Annotated in this window: 16 protein-coding genes; 5 read left to right on the forward strand and 11 right to left on the reverse strand. The window is 70.5% G+C overall.

Translation table 11 applies throughout. The features are described from left to right. Positions 1-105: 105 nt before the first annotated feature. A complete protein-coding gene (locus ACFWVP_RS28255; RefSeq protein WP_384500787.1) occupies positions 106-399 on the reverse strand; it encodes a hypothetical protein in 294 nt (97 codons plus the stop codon). A gap of 134 nt (positions 400-533) precedes the next feature. Next, positions 534-1688, reverse strand: coding sequence for an adenosine deaminase (locus tag ACFWVP_RS28260; protein WP_384500788.1), 1155 nt, complete (start codon positions 1686-1688; stop codon positions 534-536). Between the two features lie 103 nt (positions 1689-1791). Between ACFWVP_RS28260 and ACFWVP_RS28265 the strand changes: the two genes are divergently transcribed. Continuing rightward, the gene (locus tag ACFWVP_RS28265; RefSeq protein WP_384500789.1) at positions 1792-2553 is read left to right on the forward strand and encodes an alpha/beta hydrolase family protein; all 762 of its coding nucleotides are present in this window, start codon (positions 1792-1794) and stop codon (positions 2551-2553) included. A gap of 57 nt (positions 2554-2610) precedes the next feature. On the opposite strand, the gene ACFWVP_RS28270 is transcribed toward ACFWVP_RS28265, so the two are convergent. Further along, complete coding sequence (locus tag ACFWVP_RS28270) at positions 2611-3564, reverse strand: LysR family transcriptional regulator (RefSeq protein WP_384500790.1); 954 nt, start codon at positions 3562-3564, stop codon at positions 2611-2613. 62 nt (positions 3565-3626) lie between these two features. Between ACFWVP_RS28270 and ACFWVP_RS28275 the strand changes: the two genes are divergently transcribed. From ACFWVP_RS28275 to ACFWVP_RS28290, 4 genes are all read left to right on the forward strand, one after another. Next, positions 3627-5003, forward strand: coding sequence for an MFS transporter (locus ACFWVP_RS28275; protein WP_384500791.1), 1377 nt, complete (start codon positions 3627-3629; stop codon positions 5001-5003). 91 nt (positions 5004-5094) lie between these two features. Then, a complete protein-coding gene (locus ACFWVP_RS28280) occupies positions 5095-5811 on the forward strand; it encodes a L,D-transpeptidase family protein (RefSeq protein WP_384500792.1) in 717 nt (238 codons plus the stop codon). 102 nt (positions 5812-5913) lie between these two features. Next, a complete protein-coding gene (locus tag ACFWVP_RS28285; RefSeq protein WP_384500793.1) occupies positions 5914-6903 on the forward strand; it encodes a sigma-70 family RNA polymerase sigma factor in 990 nt (329 codons plus the stop codon). After that, complete coding sequence (locus tag ACFWVP_RS28290) at positions 6900-7187, forward strand: hypothetical protein (protein ID WP_384500794.1); 288 nt, start codon at positions 6900-6902, stop codon at positions 7185-7187. The genes ACFWVP_RS28285 and ACFWVP_RS28290 overlap by 4 nt, the downstream gene beginning before the upstream one ends. Before the next feature lie 41 nt (positions 7188-7228). On the opposite strand, the gene ACFWVP_RS28295 is transcribed toward ACFWVP_RS28290, so the two are convergent. The 8 genes from ACFWVP_RS28295 to ACFWVP_RS28330 all read right to left on the reverse strand — a co-directional run bounded on the left by ACFWVP_RS28295 (position 7229) and on the right by ACFWVP_RS28330 (position 15461). After that, positions 7229-7600 carry an STAS domain-containing protein gene (locus tag ACFWVP_RS28295; protein WP_384500795.1) on the reverse strand — a complete coding sequence of 124 codons (372 nt, stop codon included), beginning with the start codon at positions 7598-7600 and terminating at the stop codon, positions 7229-7231. Positions 7601-7620: 20 nt separating this feature from the next. After that, the gene (locus ACFWVP_RS28300; RefSeq protein WP_384500796.1) at positions 7621-8211 is read right to left on the reverse strand and encodes a Uma2 family endonuclease; all 591 of its coding nucleotides are present in this window, start codon (positions 8209-8211) and stop codon (positions 7621-7623) included. A gap of 97 nt (positions 8212-8308) precedes the next feature. After that, positions 8309-9586 carry a thymidine phosphorylase gene (locus ACFWVP_RS28305; protein ID WP_384500797.1) on the reverse strand — a complete coding sequence of 426 codons (1278 nt, stop codon included), beginning with the start codon at positions 9584-9586 and terminating at the stop codon, positions 8309-8311. A gap of 227 nt (positions 9587-9813) precedes the next feature. Beyond that, complete coding sequence (locus tag ACFWVP_RS28310) at positions 9814-10212, reverse strand: cytidine deaminase (RefSeq protein WP_384500798.1); 399 nt, start codon at positions 10210-10212, stop codon at positions 9814-9816. Further along, a complete protein-coding gene (locus tag ACFWVP_RS28315) occupies positions 10209-11471 on the reverse strand; it encodes an ABC transporter permease (RefSeq protein WP_384500799.1) in 1263 nt (420 codons plus the stop codon). Before ACFWVP_RS28315 ends, ACFWVP_RS28310 begins: the two co-directional genes overlap by 4 nt. Further along, entirely contained in the window at positions 11468-12586 is a 1119-nt protein-coding gene (locus tag ACFWVP_RS28320) for an ABC transporter permease (RefSeq protein WP_384500800.1), read from the reverse strand. Before ACFWVP_RS28320 ends, ACFWVP_RS28315 begins: the two co-directional genes overlap by 4 nt. After that, positions 12583-14169, reverse strand: coding sequence for an ABC transporter ATP-binding protein (locus ACFWVP_RS28325; RefSeq protein ID WP_384500827.1), 1587 nt, complete (start codon positions 14167-14169; stop codon positions 12583-12585). The genes ACFWVP_RS28320 and ACFWVP_RS28325 overlap by 4 nt, the downstream gene beginning before the upstream one ends. A 239-nt stretch (positions 14170-14408) precedes the next feature. Further along, the gene (locus ACFWVP_RS28330; RefSeq protein ID WP_384500801.1) at positions 14409-15461 is read right to left on the reverse strand and encodes a BMP family protein; all 1053 of its coding nucleotides are present in this window, start codon (positions 15459-15461) and stop codon (positions 14409-14411) included. Positions 15462-15535: the final 74 nt, after the last annotated feature.

Below are 15535 nucleotides of genomic sequence, written 5' to 3' on the forward strand. Positions count from 1 at the left end.
GACCACGGGGAGGGGCCGGGGGAGACCGGGAAGAAAGCACGGAGAGAGCGCACGATGGGGCGTACACCCTGGCCGGGTGTACGCCCCCTCTGTGTGTACGGGTGGTCAGCCGCCGATCGGCAGGACGCCGGTCAGGCCGCCCGCGGGCAGGCCGCCGAGCAGGTTGGTGCCCGGGGCGGACAGGTCGCTGCTGCCGCCCTGTCGGTCGAGGAGGCCGCCGGCGGCCTTCTGCACGGCGGGCAGCGCGTCGGTCACGGAGTCGAGCGCGAGACCGGCGGGCAGCGCGGCGGCGGCGGCGTCGACGGGCAGTGCGACGGCGGAGGCGCTACCCGCACCGGCGGCGGCGAAAGCGGCACCGAGAACGGCGACACCGAGGGTCCTGACAGCAGACTGCTTCATGTGACATTCATCCTTGGGGAAGGGGATGGGAGCGGCTCTGCAACCTAGTCAGCCCACCATCCCTCCCGCAAACATGCCGGGACACGGAAAACGGCCGGGATTCGGCGTCCCCGGCCGTTTCCCTTTAGGTCCGCTCAGCCCTCGACGGCAGAAGAACCGCTGGTCACAGCCGTCTGACGGAAGAGCCACTCGGACTTCAGTTCCGCGTATCCGGGCTTGACGACATCGTTGATCATGGCCAGACGTTCATCGAAAGGAATGAACGCTGATTTCATCGCATTGACTGTGAACCATTGCATGTCATCGAGCGTGTATCCGAATATCTCGGTCAGCCGCTCGAATTCCTGGCTCATGCTCGTACCGCTCATCAGCCGGTTGTCCGTGTTCACGGTGGCGCGGAAGTGCAGCTTCCGCAGGAGTCCGATGGGGTGCTCCGCGTACGAGGCGGCGGCGCCGGTCTGGAGGTTGGAGGTCGGGCAGAGCTCCAGCGGGATGCGCTTGTCCCGTACGTAGGAGGCGAGGCGGCCGAGCGTCACGCTGCCGTCCTCCGCGACCTCGATGTCGTCGATGATGCGGACGCCGTGGCCGAGCCGGTCGGCGCCGCACCACTGCAGGGCCTGCCAGATCGACGGCAGCCCGAAGGCCTCGCCCGCGTGGATGGTGAAGTGGTTGTTCTCGCGCTTGAGGTACTCGAACGCGTCGAGGTGCCGGGTGGGCGGGTAGCCGGCCTCGGCGCCCGCGATGTCGAAGCCGACGACGCCCAGGTCGCGGTAGCGGTTGGCGAGTTCGGCGATCTCAAGGGCGCGGGCGGCGTGCCGCATCGCGGTCAGGAGGGCGCCGACGCGGATGCGGCGGCCGTTGGCGCGGGCCCGGCGCTCGCCCTCCCGGAAGCCCTCGTTGACCGCTTCGACGACCTCTTCGAGGGTCAGCCCCTCGGTGAGGTGCTGCTCGGGCGCGTACCGCACCTCGGCGTAGACGACGCCGTCCTCGGCGAGGTCCTCGGCGCACTCCGCGGCCACCCGGACCAGGGCGTCACGGGTCTGCATGACGGCGCAGGTGTGGGCGAACGTCTCCAGGTAGCGCTCCAGCGAACCGGAGTCCGCCGCCTCGCGGAACCAGACGCCGAGTTTGTCGGGTTCGGTCTCGGGCAGCACGTCGTAGCCCTGCTCCCGCGCCAGTTCGACGATGGTGCCGGGGCGCAGGCCACCGTCGAGATGGTCGTGGAGGAGCACCTTGGGCGCGCGGCGGATCTGGTCGGGACCGGGGACGTTCGGGGTCTGGCTCGTCATTGGGGCACTGTAGCGCCTACGCGCGTAGAGCGCCGAGCGTCGATGCGTAACAGTGACCGCGAAGTCGGGTGGAATACATCTGCCCTTCTGACACTGTTCTGTCATGGCACAGCGCGCACTTCCCCTGCCTGCTGCGAGGCTGGGACGGGCCGTTCACACGGCTGGAGCACCACCTGAGGTCAGCGGCGTGGCCCTGCTGCTCCCGGACGGCGAGACCGAGTCCCGTCGCCGTCCCTCCACCTTGTCGTACGCGGTACAGCTCCCGTTCGCCCGGATGCTGGCGCGGGCCGGGCACGAGGACGGTCTCGCGGTGCACGTGGTGCACTACCGCCGGCGCGGCTGGAACGCGGACGCGGATCCGGTGGCCGACACGCGGTGGGCCGCGGACGAGGTCGTACGGCGCTACGGCGACGTCCCGGTCTGCCTCGTCGGGCACGGGATGGGGGGCCGGGCCGCGCTGCGGGCGGGCGGGCACGGGGCGGTCACCTCCGTGCTGGCGATGGCCCCCTGGCTGCCGGACGCGGGGGAGCCGGAGCCCGAGCCGGTGAGGCACCTGGCGGGGCGCCGGGTGCTGATCGTGCACGGCACGAACGACGCCCGGACGGATCCGGAGCTCTCCTACCGGCTGGCCGAGCGGGCCAAGAAGGCCAACCGGGACATCTGCCGCTTCGAGGTCCACTCGGACGGGCACGCGCTGCGGCAGCACCGGTCCGAAGTGGTGGCGCTGGCCGCGGACTTCATACGCGGGTCGCTGTTCTCCCGGTCGTACGCCCGGCCGGTCGCCGACGCGTTCGCCGCGCCGCCGCCGCTGGGTCTGCGGATGCCGCTGGCGGCGGGCTTCGGGGAGTCCCTGCGGCACCACTGAGGGCTTCGGGCCGAGCCCCTGCGTGCTCCGGTGCGGCGACCTCCGCCGCGCCGGGGCTCAGTCGGGCAGCAGGTTCCCGCGGCGGGACAGCAGGAAGCGTTTGAAGGCGGCCACCGGTGGGGTGTCGGGGTGGCCGTCCAGCCAGGCGACCCCGATCTCGCGGGCGGCGCGCGGCGCGGTGACCGTCAGCTCGACCACGCCCGGCCGGGCGACGGCGGGCGGCGGCAGCAGGGCGACGCCGAGCCCTGCCGCGACCAGTCCGCGCAGGGTCTCGGCCTCCTCGCCCTCGAACGCCACCCGTGGGGTGAAACCGGCCTCCGTACAGAGGTCGTCGGTGATCCGCCGTAGCCCGTAACCGGGTTCGAGGGTGACGAACGTTTCGTCGGCGGCCTCGGCGAGCCGGACGCGCCTGCGGCCGGCCAGCCGGTGGTCGTCGGGGACGACCAGGCGCAGCCGCTGTTCGTCGAGGCGGCGGCTGACGAGGTCGGGGGCGTCCGGGACGGGCGAGGTGAGGCAGAGGTCGAGGCCGCCCGCCCGCAGGCGCTCGATCATCGCCTCGCCGTAGTTCTGGACGAGCTGGAAGCGGACCCGGGGATGGTCGACCCGGAAGGCGCGGATGAGGGCGGGCACCGTTTCGGAGCCCATCGTGTGGAGGAAGCCGAAGGCGACCTTGCCCGCCGTCGGGTCGGCGTCGGCGCGGACCGAGTCGGCGGCCTTCTCGACCTCGGCCAGCGCGCGTTCGGCCGAGCCGAGGAAGGTGCGGCCGGCGGGGGTGAGGGAGACGGTCCGGCCCCGGCGGGCGAACAGGGCGACGCCCAGATCCTGTTCGAGCCTGACCATGGCGCGCGACAGGGTCGACTGCGGGACTCCGAGCTCGTGCGCGGCGCGGGTGACGTGCTCGTGCCGGGCCACGGCCTCGAAGTACGCGAGGCGTGGGGCGAGCACGGCCCGGATGTCTTCTTCGTAACTGCTCGGTGACAGCCGAGGCCGTGAGCTGCTTTGATGCACCATGGGAACGATTATGGCCGTTTCATGCATTGGACGCATGAAAGCGGGCGGCCTACGTTCGACGTATGCCTCCTGCCAGTACCGGGGCGTCCACCATCACGCTGGGCGCCGCCGCTCCGTCATCCACCGCCACCACCGCTCCGGTCACCCCGGTCACTCGTGACGCCACGGCCACTCCGGCCCCCTCTGCCGCTCCAATCACCCCGGACCGCCTGGAGCCGGACCGTCTGGAGCCGGGCCGTCCCGGCTTCCGGCGCATGAGTTTCGCGCTCTTCGCCGCCGGGGTCGCGGCCTTCGCGCTCCTGTACTCCACCCAGGCCCTCCTGCCCGCCGTCTCCGCCTCCTTCGGCGCCACGGCCGGCCAGGCGAGCTGGACGGTCTCCGCCGCGACCGGTGCGCTGGCGCTGTGCGTGCTGCCGCTGAGCGCCCTCTCGGAGCGTTTCGGGCGGCGCCAGATGATGACCGCGTCGCTGACGGTCGCGGTACTGATCGGGATGCTCATCCCCTTCGCCCCGTCACTGGGCTGGCTGATCGCGCTGCGCGCGGTCCAGGGCGCGGCACTGGCAGGCCTGCCCGCCTCCGCGATGGCGTACCTGGCCGAGGAGGTCAGGCCCAAGGCACTGGTGGCGGCGATCGGCCTGTTCGTGGCGGGCAACAGCATCGGCGGGATGAGCGGCCGGATCCTGGGCGGCTGGGTCGCCCAGCTGTGGGGCTGGCGTGCGGCGCTGGGTGCCGTCGGGCTGCTCGCCGTGGCGTGCGCGGTCGTGTTCCACTTCCTGATCCCCAAGGCCCGCAACTTCACGCCCGGTTCGCTGAACCCGAAGGCACTGGCGAAGACCGTCGGCACCCATCTCTCCGACCCGCTGCTGCGCCGCCTGTACGCGATCGGTGCCCTGTTCATGACGGTGTTCGGCGCGGTCTACACCGTGATCGGCTACCGGCTCGTCGAGGCGCCGTTCAGCCTCCCGCAGGGCGTCGTCGGCTCGGTCTTCCTGGTCTACCTCGTCGGTACGGTCTCCTCCGCCGCGGCCGGCCGGCTGGTCGCCCGGCTGGGGCGCCGGGGCGCGCTGTACCTCGCGGTCTCCACCACGGCCGCCGGTCTGCTGCTGTCCCTGGCCGGTCAGCTGGTCCTCGTCCTGCTCGGCCTGGTCCTGATCACGGCCGGCTTCTTCGCCGGGCACGCGGTCGCCTCGTCCTCGGTGAGCCGTACGGCGACCACGGGCCGCGCCCAGGCGTCGGCGCTGTACCAGTCCACGTACTACCTGGGCTCCAGCGCGGGCGGCACGCTCGGCGCGGTCGCCTTCCACGCCGGAGGGTGGGCGGGCACCGTCGCCCTGGGCCTCCTCGCGGTCCTCGGCGTCGTGTCGATCACGCTCTTCGGGACCCGGGCCGCGCGGACCGAGCGCCTCCGGGCCCCCCGTACGGCGGCTGTGCGCAACTGAGACCTTCCGAGGTACAACCGCCGCTCCCCTGCGCGCGTCCAACAAGCGGAGGCACGGCACCGCACGGGAACGCGAAGGGGAGCGGACGCACATGAGAATCACGGGGAAGATACGCGGCGTACGGATGCGGCGCGGTACGGCGCTGTCCGTCGCCGGCCTGCTGGCCGCACCGGCCCTGGTCCTGGGCACCGGGACGGCCGCGCAGGCGGCGTCCTGCACGGCGGGGAAGGGTCCGTACCAGAAGCAGGTCGAGAAGTACCTGAAGCGGACCGCCGACGGCCGTCAGTCGACGGCGGACTGCCAGGCGATCCGCTCGTTCCAGGTGGCGAAGGGCATTACGCCCGCCATCGGGTACGCGGGGCCGGTCACCTGGCGCACGATGAAGACGATCACCGCTCAGAAGGCGGCCGGGAAGAACCCCAACGCCGCGAAGAAGTGCCCCACCAACAGGGGCCGCATCGCGTGCGTGGACCTGACCAGGCAGCTGAGCTGGATCCAGGACGGCAGCAAGCTGAAGTTCGGCCCGGTGGCGGTGCGGACGGGACGCGACGGCGCGGAGACGCGGACCGGTTCGACGAAGATCTACTGGCGGAACATCAACCACTGGTCGACGCTCTACGACGTGCGGATGCCGTACGCGCAGTTCTTCGACGGCGGCCAGGCGTTCCACTCGGTCACCAAGTCCATGTACAACAACCCCGGGTCGGCGGGCTGCGTCAACATGCGCCCCTCGGACGCGAAGTCGTACTGGAACCTGCTGAAGAACGGCGACGACGTCTTCGTGTACGGACGCAAGCCCGGCACCTGATCAGCGGTTTCCGTGCTTCCCACCCCCGTTGTCAGTGCCCTGGGGTAGCTTCCGCAGTGCCGGGTGAGCGGTGTCACAGCGCAACAGGGGTGGAGTGCAGCGATGAGTGATGTGGCGGCCACGGCCGACATCGACAGCCGTCTGGAAGGACACCGGGTCGAGCTGACCGGTTACTGCTACCGGATGCTCGGCTCGGCCTTCGAGGCGGAGGACGCGGTCCAGGACACCCTGGTGCGTGCCTGGCGCAACATCGACAAGTTCGAAGGCCGTTCCTCGCTGCGCTCCTGGCTCTACCGGATCGCGACGAACGTGTGTCTGGACATGCTGAAGGCGGGCAACAAGCGGGCCAGGCCGGTGGACCTCACCGGCCCGAGCCCGCTGGCGCAGGCCGCTCTCAACCCGCTCCCGGAGAACACCTGGCTGGAGCCGATGCCGGACGGCCGCGTCCTGCCGTCGGTGGCCGACCCGGCGGAGGCCGCCGTGGCCCGGGAGTCCGTGCGTCTGGCGTTCGTCGCCGCCCTCCAGCACCTGCCGCCCAAGCAGCGTGCGGTGCTGATCCTGCGCGAGGTCCTGGCGTGGAGGGCGAGCGAGGTCGCCGAGCTTCTCGACTCCTCGGTCGCCTCGGTCAACAGCGCCCTGCAGCGGGCCAGGGCGACGCTGGCGGACACGGACAGTTCGGCCCCGGACACCGCGAATCCGCTGGACGAGGAGCAGCGCAAGCTCCTCGACCGGTACGTGGCGGCGTTCGAGGGGTACGACATGGCGGCGCTGACCGCGCTGCTCCGCGAGGACGCCGTGATGACGATGCCGCCGTTCGACCTCTGGCTGCAGGGGCACGAGGACATCACGGGCTTCATGCTCAGCATCGGTGCGGGCTGTGCGGGTTCCCGGCTGGTGGCGACCGAGGCCAACGGCACTCCGGCCTTCGCGCACTACAAGCCGGATCCGGACGGCCCGGGCTTCGTGCCGTGGGCGGTGCAGGTCATCGACATCTCGGACGGTGCGATCACCGGGATGCACTGCTTCCTGGACACCCCGCGCTGGTTCCCGCTGTTCGGGTTCCCGGACCATCTGGACGACGCGGCGTCATGAGGATCAGCAGGCCGGTGGTGACCGGCTGGGCGCTGCTCGTGGTGGGCGGCTGGGCGGCGACGCTGTGGCTGGGCGAGCCGTCCGCCACGGCCGGCCCGCGCCCGGCGCCGGCGTCCGGCAGCGCCCCGGGCGACGCCGCCCCCGGGCCCCAGCCGGAGGGCTCGTGCGCGGCGGCGCGGGTGGCACCGTCACCCGTGGCGAGCGCCGCCCCGCTGCTCAGGACGGAGAACATGGAGACGAGAGCGGTGCAGCGCCTGTGCGATCACGCCGTGATCCGCCGCTGAGCGCCGTCAGCCCGGGATTCGCCGCGGCCTGCTGAGCCGGGTCACCCCGGGTCGGGGTCGACCCGGATGTGGCCCACCACGTCCGTCAGTCCCACGAGGTCGAGCAGGGCCGAGAGCTCGGCCGGTACGTTGCGCAGCCGGATCTCGGCGTCCCCGGCCCGGCGTGCGACGAGCCCCAGCCGGGCCACCGCCTCGACCAGGGCGAGATCCGGGCGTATGACGCCGCCCACGTCGCAGTCCACGACGGTCGTCGCGGCGGGCGGGCCCGCCGCGGCCGTACGGCTGTCCAGCAGGGCCTCCAGCCGGGCACAGAGCTCCGGCACCTCGGCGCGGGTGACGCGGCCGGTGAGGACGAGGGCGTTCGGGGTCGGTGCATCCACACCACAGAGACCGACGGGACGCCCGGAACTCATCGCTGCGCCGGGCGGGTGTCTCAGCTCACCGGGAACATCCCGGTGTCCAGGTCCAGAGCGAACGGCTTCGGCAGCGTCAGCGTCTCGCCGTATTCGACGGCCTCCAGGACCCGGTAGGTGCCGTCACTCGGCTCCCCGTACAGGGTGGCGGTCGGGCGGCCGGTGTGCCACGGGTCGAGAAGCAGGAACAGTTCCACGCCTGCCCTGGCGTATCCGTGCGCCTTGCCGATGCGGTCGTGGTTGGCGTTGGCCGGTGAGGTGATCTCGACGACGAGCCGGACCTCTTCCGCCGGTACGCGATTGCCGGGCCCGGACGCGACCTCCCTCGGCAGGACGACGAGATCGGGAATGTACAGCCCGGCCCGTCCGGGCACGGAGACACCGAGGGTCTGGTAGATCCCCCAGTCCTCCGGGATCACGGAGTACAGCCTGCGCTGGAGCAGCTCCGCGGTGGTGTTGTGGTCCTTGGACGGCGGTGGCGACACGGTGACGATCCCCTCGATGATCTCCACCTTGCAGCCCTCGGGTGCGTCCGTCTCCTCCCAGATACGGACGAGGTCGTCCCATCCCTGGCCGTTGCCCGGGACGGGATCGACGGTGAGTGCGCTCATGGCGGTCTCCTCTTCCGGTGCGTCACCGAGTCCAGCATGCCGAACGGGACCGGTGGTGGTCCACCGGTCCCGTTCACCCGAAAGGGAAAGCCGCAGGTCAGGCGATACGTTCCCGCACGACCGGCGTGGCGGCGAACGGCGTGCCGGCGGGGGCGATGTCGTACGAGCCGGGCAGGGCCTTCAGCGCGTACTCGAACTTCTCGGGGGTGTCGGTGTGCAGGGTCAGCAGCGGTTGGCCCTCGGTCACTGTGTCACCGGGCTTGGCGTGCAGTTCGACGCCCGCGCCCGCCTGCACCGGGTCCTCCTTGCGGGCGCGGCCGGCACCGAGGCGCCAGGCGGCGACGCCGACGTCGTACGCGTCCAGGCGGGTCAGCACACCGGAGGCCGGGGCGGTGATCACGTGCTGCTCGCGGGCGACGGGGAGTGCGGCGTCCGGGTCGCCGCCCTGGGCGGAGACCATGCGGCGCCACACGTCCATGGCGGAGCCGTCGGCGAGCGCCTTCTCCGGGTCGGCGTCCTTGAGTCCGGCCGCGTCGAGCATCTCGCGGGCCAGGGCCAGCGTCAGGTCGATGACGTCCTTGGGGCCGCCGCCCGCGAGGACCTCGACGGACTCGCGTACCTCCAGGGCGTTGCCCGCGGTCAGGCCGAGCGGGGTGGACATGTCGGTGAGCAGCGCGACCGTCCGCACACCGCTGTCGGTGCCGAGCGCGACCATGGTGGAGGCCAGTTCGCGGGCGTCCTCGAGGGTCTTCATGAAGGCGCCGGAGCCGACCTTGACGTCCAGGACGAGCGCGCCGGTGCCCTCGGCGATCTTCTTGGACATGATCGAGCTGGCGATGAGCGGGATGGCCTCTACGGTGCCGGTGACGTCGCGGAGCGCGTACAGCTTCTTGTCGGCGGGGGCGAGTCCGTCACCGGCCGCGCAGATGACGGCGCCGGTGGTGTCGAGGACGTTCAGCATCTCGGCGTTGGAGAGGTGCGCGCGCCAGCCGGGGATGGACTCCAGCTTGTCGAGTGTGCCACCGGTGTGGCCGAGCCCCCGGCCGCTGAGCTGCGGCACGGCCGCGCCGCAGGCGGCGACGAGCGGGGCGAGCGGCAGGGTGATCTTGTCGCCGACGCCGCCGGTGGAGTGCTTGTCGGTGGTGGGGCGGGAGAGCGCGTCGAAGTTCATCCGCTCGCCGGAGGCGATCATCGCGGCGGTCCAGCGGGCGATCTCGGTACGGTTCATGCCGTTCAGCAGGATCGCCATGGCCAGCGCGGACATCTGCTCGTCGGCGACCTCGCCGCGGGTGTACGCGTCGATGACCCAGTCGATCTGCTCGGGGCTGAGCTCGCCTCGGTCCCGCTTGGTGCGGATGACGGAGATGGCGTCCATGGGAGGGAATCCTTCCGGCCGGTTGCGTACGCGGGAGTCCCGAATGACTCTACGCGCATAGAGAATGATGGATCATCGGACGGCCCGGCCGGGACCGGCCGAATCGAGCCAGCCCGGCATCGTGAGGGCGACCCCGGCCAGTCGGCGAGAACGAACAGGGGGCTAGCAGGGGGCGAGCAGGGGGTGGAGGGGCCGCCGGACGACCCCGGAAGCCCCTCCGCCCCGCACTACCCCAGGTGCTGTGGCCCGAAGGCCTGCGGCAGCATCTCGTCGAGCGTCCGGAGGCCGTCCGGCGTCTCCAGGACGAGCTCCGGGCCTCCGAACTCGTACAGCAGCTGCCGGCACCGCCCGCACGGCACGAGCACCGAGCCCGTGCCGTCCACGCAGGTGAAGTGGGTCAGCCGGCCGCCGCCCGTGGCGGCCAGCTGGGAGACCAGGCCGCACTCGGCGCACAGGCCGATGCCGTACGACGCGTTCTCCACGTTGCAGCCGACGATCGTGCGCCCGTCGTCGACGCGGGCCGCCACACCGACCGGGTAGCCCGAGTACGGGGCGTACGCCCGGGACATCGCGTCCCGGGCGGCCGTCCGCAGCGCCTCCCAGTCGACCGGGGGCGGCGGTGTCACTTGCCCTCACCCTTGCGGTACGGCAGGCCGTCCGCCTTGGGCATCCGCAGCCGCTGCGCCGACAGGGCGAGCACGAGGAGCGTGGTGACGTACGGGGCGGCGTCGACGAACTGGCTCGGGACCTGGTCCGTCAGCGCGTACCAGGTGAACAGCAGCGCGGAGCAGGCCGCCGAGATCACCGCGGCGACGTACTTCTTGCGGTAGAGCTGCCAGACCGCGGCGATCACCAGCAGGATCGCCAGGAGCAGCAGCATCGCGTGCACGTTCTCCGCGCCGCCGCGCAGCTTGAGGCTGTCGGTGAACCCGAAGAGCCCGGCGCCCAGGGCCATTCCGCCCGGCATCCAGTTACCGAAGATCATGGCGGCGAGACCGATGTAGCCACGGCCGCCGGTCTGGCCCTCCTGGTAGATGCTGGTGGCGACGATGGCGAGGAAGGCACCGCCGAGGCCGGCCAGTCCGCCGGAGATGGTGACGGCGATGTACTTGTACTTGTAGACGTTCACGCCGAGGGTCTCGGCGGCCACCGGGCTCTCGCCGCAGGAGCGGAGCCGCAGACCGAACGCCGTGCGCCACAGGACCCACCAGGTGACGGGGATCAGCAGCAGGGCGACGACGGTCAGCAGGGACAGTCCGGTGACGAGGCCGCCGATGATGCCGGCGAGGTCGGAGACGAAGAACCAGTGGTGTTGTTGGAGGTCCTGCATCCAGTCCGACAACCCCGGAACGGTGATCTTGTCGATCTCCTCCAGGCGGGGGGACTGCTTGGAGGAACCGCCCGGCTCCTGGGCGAAGGTGAAGTTCGAGAGGTAGCGGGTGACCCCGACGGCGAGGATGTTGATCGCCACACCGGAGACGATGTGGTTCACGCCGAAGGTGACGGTGATGACCGCGTGCAGCAGACCGCCGAGCGCGCCGCCGATGATGCCGAACAGCACACCCGCCCAGGGGCCCCACTGGAAACCGGCCCAGGCACCGAACCAGGTGCCGAGGATCATCATGCCTTCGAGGCCGATGTTGACGACGCCCGCCCGCTCGGCCCAGAGGCCGCCGAGGCCGGCGAGGCCGATGGGAACGGCCAGTTCCAGGGCGCCCGCGACCTGCCCGACGGAGGTCACGTCGTTCGCACCGCTGATCAGACGGACCAGCGAGACGAGGGCGAGCGCACCGGCGATGATCAGGAGGACGACGGGCAGGGAGAGCTTGCGGCGTCCGCCGCCCTTCTTGGGGGCGACGCGTGCGGCAGGGGCTTTGGTGCTCACAGGGCCGCCTCCTTCTCGGTCGTGAGGGCGTGGCCGGCGGCGAGCTCTTCGCCGACCTTCTGCTGCTGACGGCGGGTCCCGTAGCGCCGGACCAGCTCGTAGCTGATGACGACGGAGATCACGATCAGGCCCTGCATGATCGTGGCGATCTCCTTCTCGAACCCGAACTGGTCGAGCGGGGAAGACGCCTTGTCCAGGAACGCGATCAGCAGGGCGCTGAGGGCGATGCCCACCGGGTGGTTCCGGCCGAGCAGCGCGATGGTGATGCCGGTGAAGCCGATGCCGACCGGGAAGTCGAGGCTGTAGGTGTGGGTGTCGCCCAGCAGTGTCGGCATTCCGGCCAGGCCGGCGACCGCGCCGGAGATCAGCATCGAGGTGAGGATCATCTTCTTCGCGTCCACGCCGGAGGCCTGGGCCGCGCTCTCGCTGGCTCCCGTGGCCCGCAGGTCGAAGCCGAACCGGGTGCGGTTCAGGACGAACCAGTAGACGAGGCCGCAGCCGGCGGCGACGAAGGTGAATCCGTAGATCTCTCCGGCCTCGGCGCCCATGGACAGGCCCGGGAACCAGCCGGACTCCGGGATCTCGCCCGTGGTCAGGTTGTTGGAGCCTGCTGCCTGGTCACCGAAGTTCTTCGGCAGGATCAGCCAGGCGATCAGCGAGGTCGCGATGGAGTTGAGCATGATCGTCGAAACGACCTCGCTCACTCCGCGGGTCGTCCTGAGTACGCCCGCGATGCCCGCCCAGAACGCGCCGACGAGCATCGCCACGATCACGATCAGGGCGATCTGGAGCGGTCCGGGGAGGTTGACGCTCGCGCCGACCAGGGCGGCCATCATCGCCGCGAGGCGGTACTGGCCGTCGACGCCGATGTTGAAGAGGTTCATCCGGAAGCCGACCGCGACCGCGAGAGCGGCGAGGTAGTACGTACCGGCCTGGTTGATGATCAGTACCTGAACGTCGGAGTACGACGCCTGCTCGAACAGCAGTCGGTACAGCTCGAACGGGTCGCGGTTCGACACGAGCAGCACCAGGGTGCTGAGCGCGAAGGCCACGACCAGGGCGAGTACCGGCCCGGCGAAGCCCAGGATCAGCCGGTCCTTGTCGAATTTCTTCATCGGGCCTCGTCCTCCGGTGCTGCTTCGAGGTGACCGGCGGCGGCGCCGGTCATGGCCGAGCCCAGTTCCTCGGGGGTGATGGTGGCGGGGTCGGCGTCCGCCACGAGCTTTCCGCGGTACATGACGCGCAGGGTGTCGGAGAGCCCGATGAGCTCGTCCAGGTCCGCCGAGATGAGCAGGACGGCGAGTCCTTCGCGGCGGGCCGCGCGGATCTGGTCCCAGATCTGTGCCTGCGCGCCGACGTCCACGCCACGGGTGGGGTGGGCGGCGATCAGGAGCTTGGGGTCGTGGCTCATCTCGCGGCCGACGATCAGCTTCTGCTGGTTGCCGCCGGACAGGGAGCCGGCCGTGACCTCGATGCCGGGGGTGCGGACGTCGTACTCGCGCACGATCCGCTCGGTGTCGTGGCGGGCCGCCTTCGGGTCGAGCAGGAAGCCCCGGCTGTTGGGCTTCTCGCTGACGTGGCCGAGGATGCGGTTCTCCCAGAGCGGTGCGTCCAGCAGGACCCCGTGCCGGTGCCGGTCCTCGGGGATGTAGCCGATGCCGTCCTCGCGCCGCTTGCGCGTGGGCGCGCGCGTGATGTCCTCGTCGCCCAGGGTGATCACCCCGCTGTCGGCCGACCGCATCCCGATGAGGGCGTCGATCAGCTCGGTCTGGCCGTTGCCCTCGACGCCCGCGATGCCGAGGACCTCGCCCTTGTGGATGGTGAGGCCGATGTCGGACAGGACGTCACGGACGACTCCGTCCGGGTCCGTCACGCTGAGGGAGAGCCCCTTGACGCGGAGCATCGGCACATCCGTCACCGTGGACTCACGGGTCTCGGGCGACGGCAGTTCGCTGCCGACCATCAGCTCGGCGAGCTGCTTGGTGGTGGTGTGCGCGGGGTCGGCGGTGCCCACCGTCGTACCGCGCCGGATCACCGTGATCTCGTCGGCGACCGAGAGGACCTCGCCGAGCTTGTGCGAGATGAAGATGACGGTGAGGCCCTCGGCCTTGAGCTCGCGGAGGTTCGCGAAGAGCGCGTCGACCTCCTGCGGGACGAGCACCGCGGTCGGCTCGTCGAGGATGAGGATGCGGGCGCCGCGGTAGAGGACCTTGAGGATCTCCACGCGCTGGCGGTCGGCGACCCCGAGGTCCTCGACGAGCGCGTCGGGCCGGACACCCAGGCCGTACGCGTCGGAGATCTCCTTGATCTTCCTACGTGCGGCGGAGCCGATGCCGTACAGCTTCTCGCCGCCGAGGACGACGTTCTCCAGGACGGTGAAGTTGTCGGCGAGCATGAAGTGCTGGTGCACCATGCCGATGCCGCGCGCGATGGCGTCGCCCGGGTTGCCGAACGAGACCTGCTCGCCGTCCACGGCGATGGTGCCCTCGTCCGGCTTCTGCATGCCGTAGAGGATCTTCATCAGGGTGGACTTGCCGGCACCGTTCTCACCGACGAGGGCGTGGACGGTGCCCTTGCGGACGGTGATGCCGATGTCGTGGTTGGCGACGACGCCGGGGAAACGCTTGGTGATGCCGTGCAGTTCTACGGCAGGGGGGCTGCTGGACGCGTTGATGACGCACTCTCCTTGGCCGGACAGGAGCGGGAGCGGAGGGGCAAAGGGGCGGGGTGAAGTTATCGCGCCTGAGGGCTGTCTACACGCGTAGCGTTGCCGAATCGTCAAGCGCACGCGCACAGCACGGCCAGAACGCCGGGGTTCGAGGCCTGTCCGAGAGGGCACTGCAACGGGCGGAACTTCTTCGGGGAGTACCCCGTGGGCCCGGAGCAGCGACGCTGCGCGCTCCGGGCCCACGGGATCCAGCCGTACGACCGAGGTCGTTACGGGGCGGTCTTGACGGTGATCTTGCCGTCGATGATCTCCTGCTTGGCCTTGTCCACGGCGGCGATGACCTCGGTCATCTCGGTGAACTTCGGGTTGGACATGGCCAGGCCGACGCCGTCCTTGTCGAGGCCGTAACGGACCTCACCGTTCTCGGGCTTGCCGTCCTGGACGGACTTGATCAGGTTGAAGACCGAGTCCTCGACGTCCTTCGTGACCGAGGTCAGGATGGACTCCTTGTAGGCGGCGAGGCCTTCCTGGGCGTACTGGTCGGAGTCGACGCCGATGTTCCACTTGCCGGCCTTGGAGACGGCCTCGATCGCACCGGAACCGGCCAGACCGGCGGCCGAGTAGACCACGTCGGCGCCCTTGTCGAGCTGGCCCTGGGCGGCGGCCTTGCCGAGGTCGGGCTTGGAGAAGCCGTCGAAGTTCGGCGGCTGGGTCAGGTACTGCGGGATCACCTTCACCGACGGGTCGGTGTCCTTGACGCCCTGCGCGTAGCCGGCCTCGAACTTCTTGATCAGCGGGGTCTCGACACCGCCGATGAAGCCGACCGTCTTGGTCTTGGTGACCTTGGCGGCGGCGACACCCGCGAGGTAGGAGCCCTGCTCCTCGTTGAAGACGATGTTGGCGATGTTGTCGCCGGTCACCGATGCGTCGTCGATGATGCCGAAGGTGATCTTCGGGAACTTCGGCGCGACCTTCTTGATGGCGGGCGCGTAGGCGAACCCGACACCGATCACCGGGTTGTTGCCGGCGCGGGCGAGCGAGGTGAGGCGCTGGACCTTGTCCGCGTCCGACTCACCCTCGGAGGGCTCGGCCTCGGTGCCCTTGATGCCGAGGTCCTTCTCGGCGCGGGCGAGACCCGCGTAGGCGGCGTCGTTGAACGACTGGTCGCCGCGTCCGCCGATGTCGTAGGCGATGGCGGCCTTGCTGTCCTTCGAGTCGGAGCTGCTGCTCGACGAGGAGGACGAGTCGCCACACGCGGTAACGCTGAGCGCGAGCGCCGCGGACATAATGCCCACGGTGGCAATCCTGGTGATCCGGCGCAAGGGAAGGCTCCTTCAAACCTGACCGAAGCGCCTCTTCCGGCGCTGGTTTCGCCGAGATCGTAACGCGCGTAGAT

The sequence above is a fragment of the Streptomyces sp. NPDC058637 genome (assembly GCF_042717325.1).
In the GTDB taxonomy this organism is placed as follows: Bacteria; Actinomycetota; Actinomycetes; order Streptomycetales; family Streptomycetaceae; genus Streptomyces.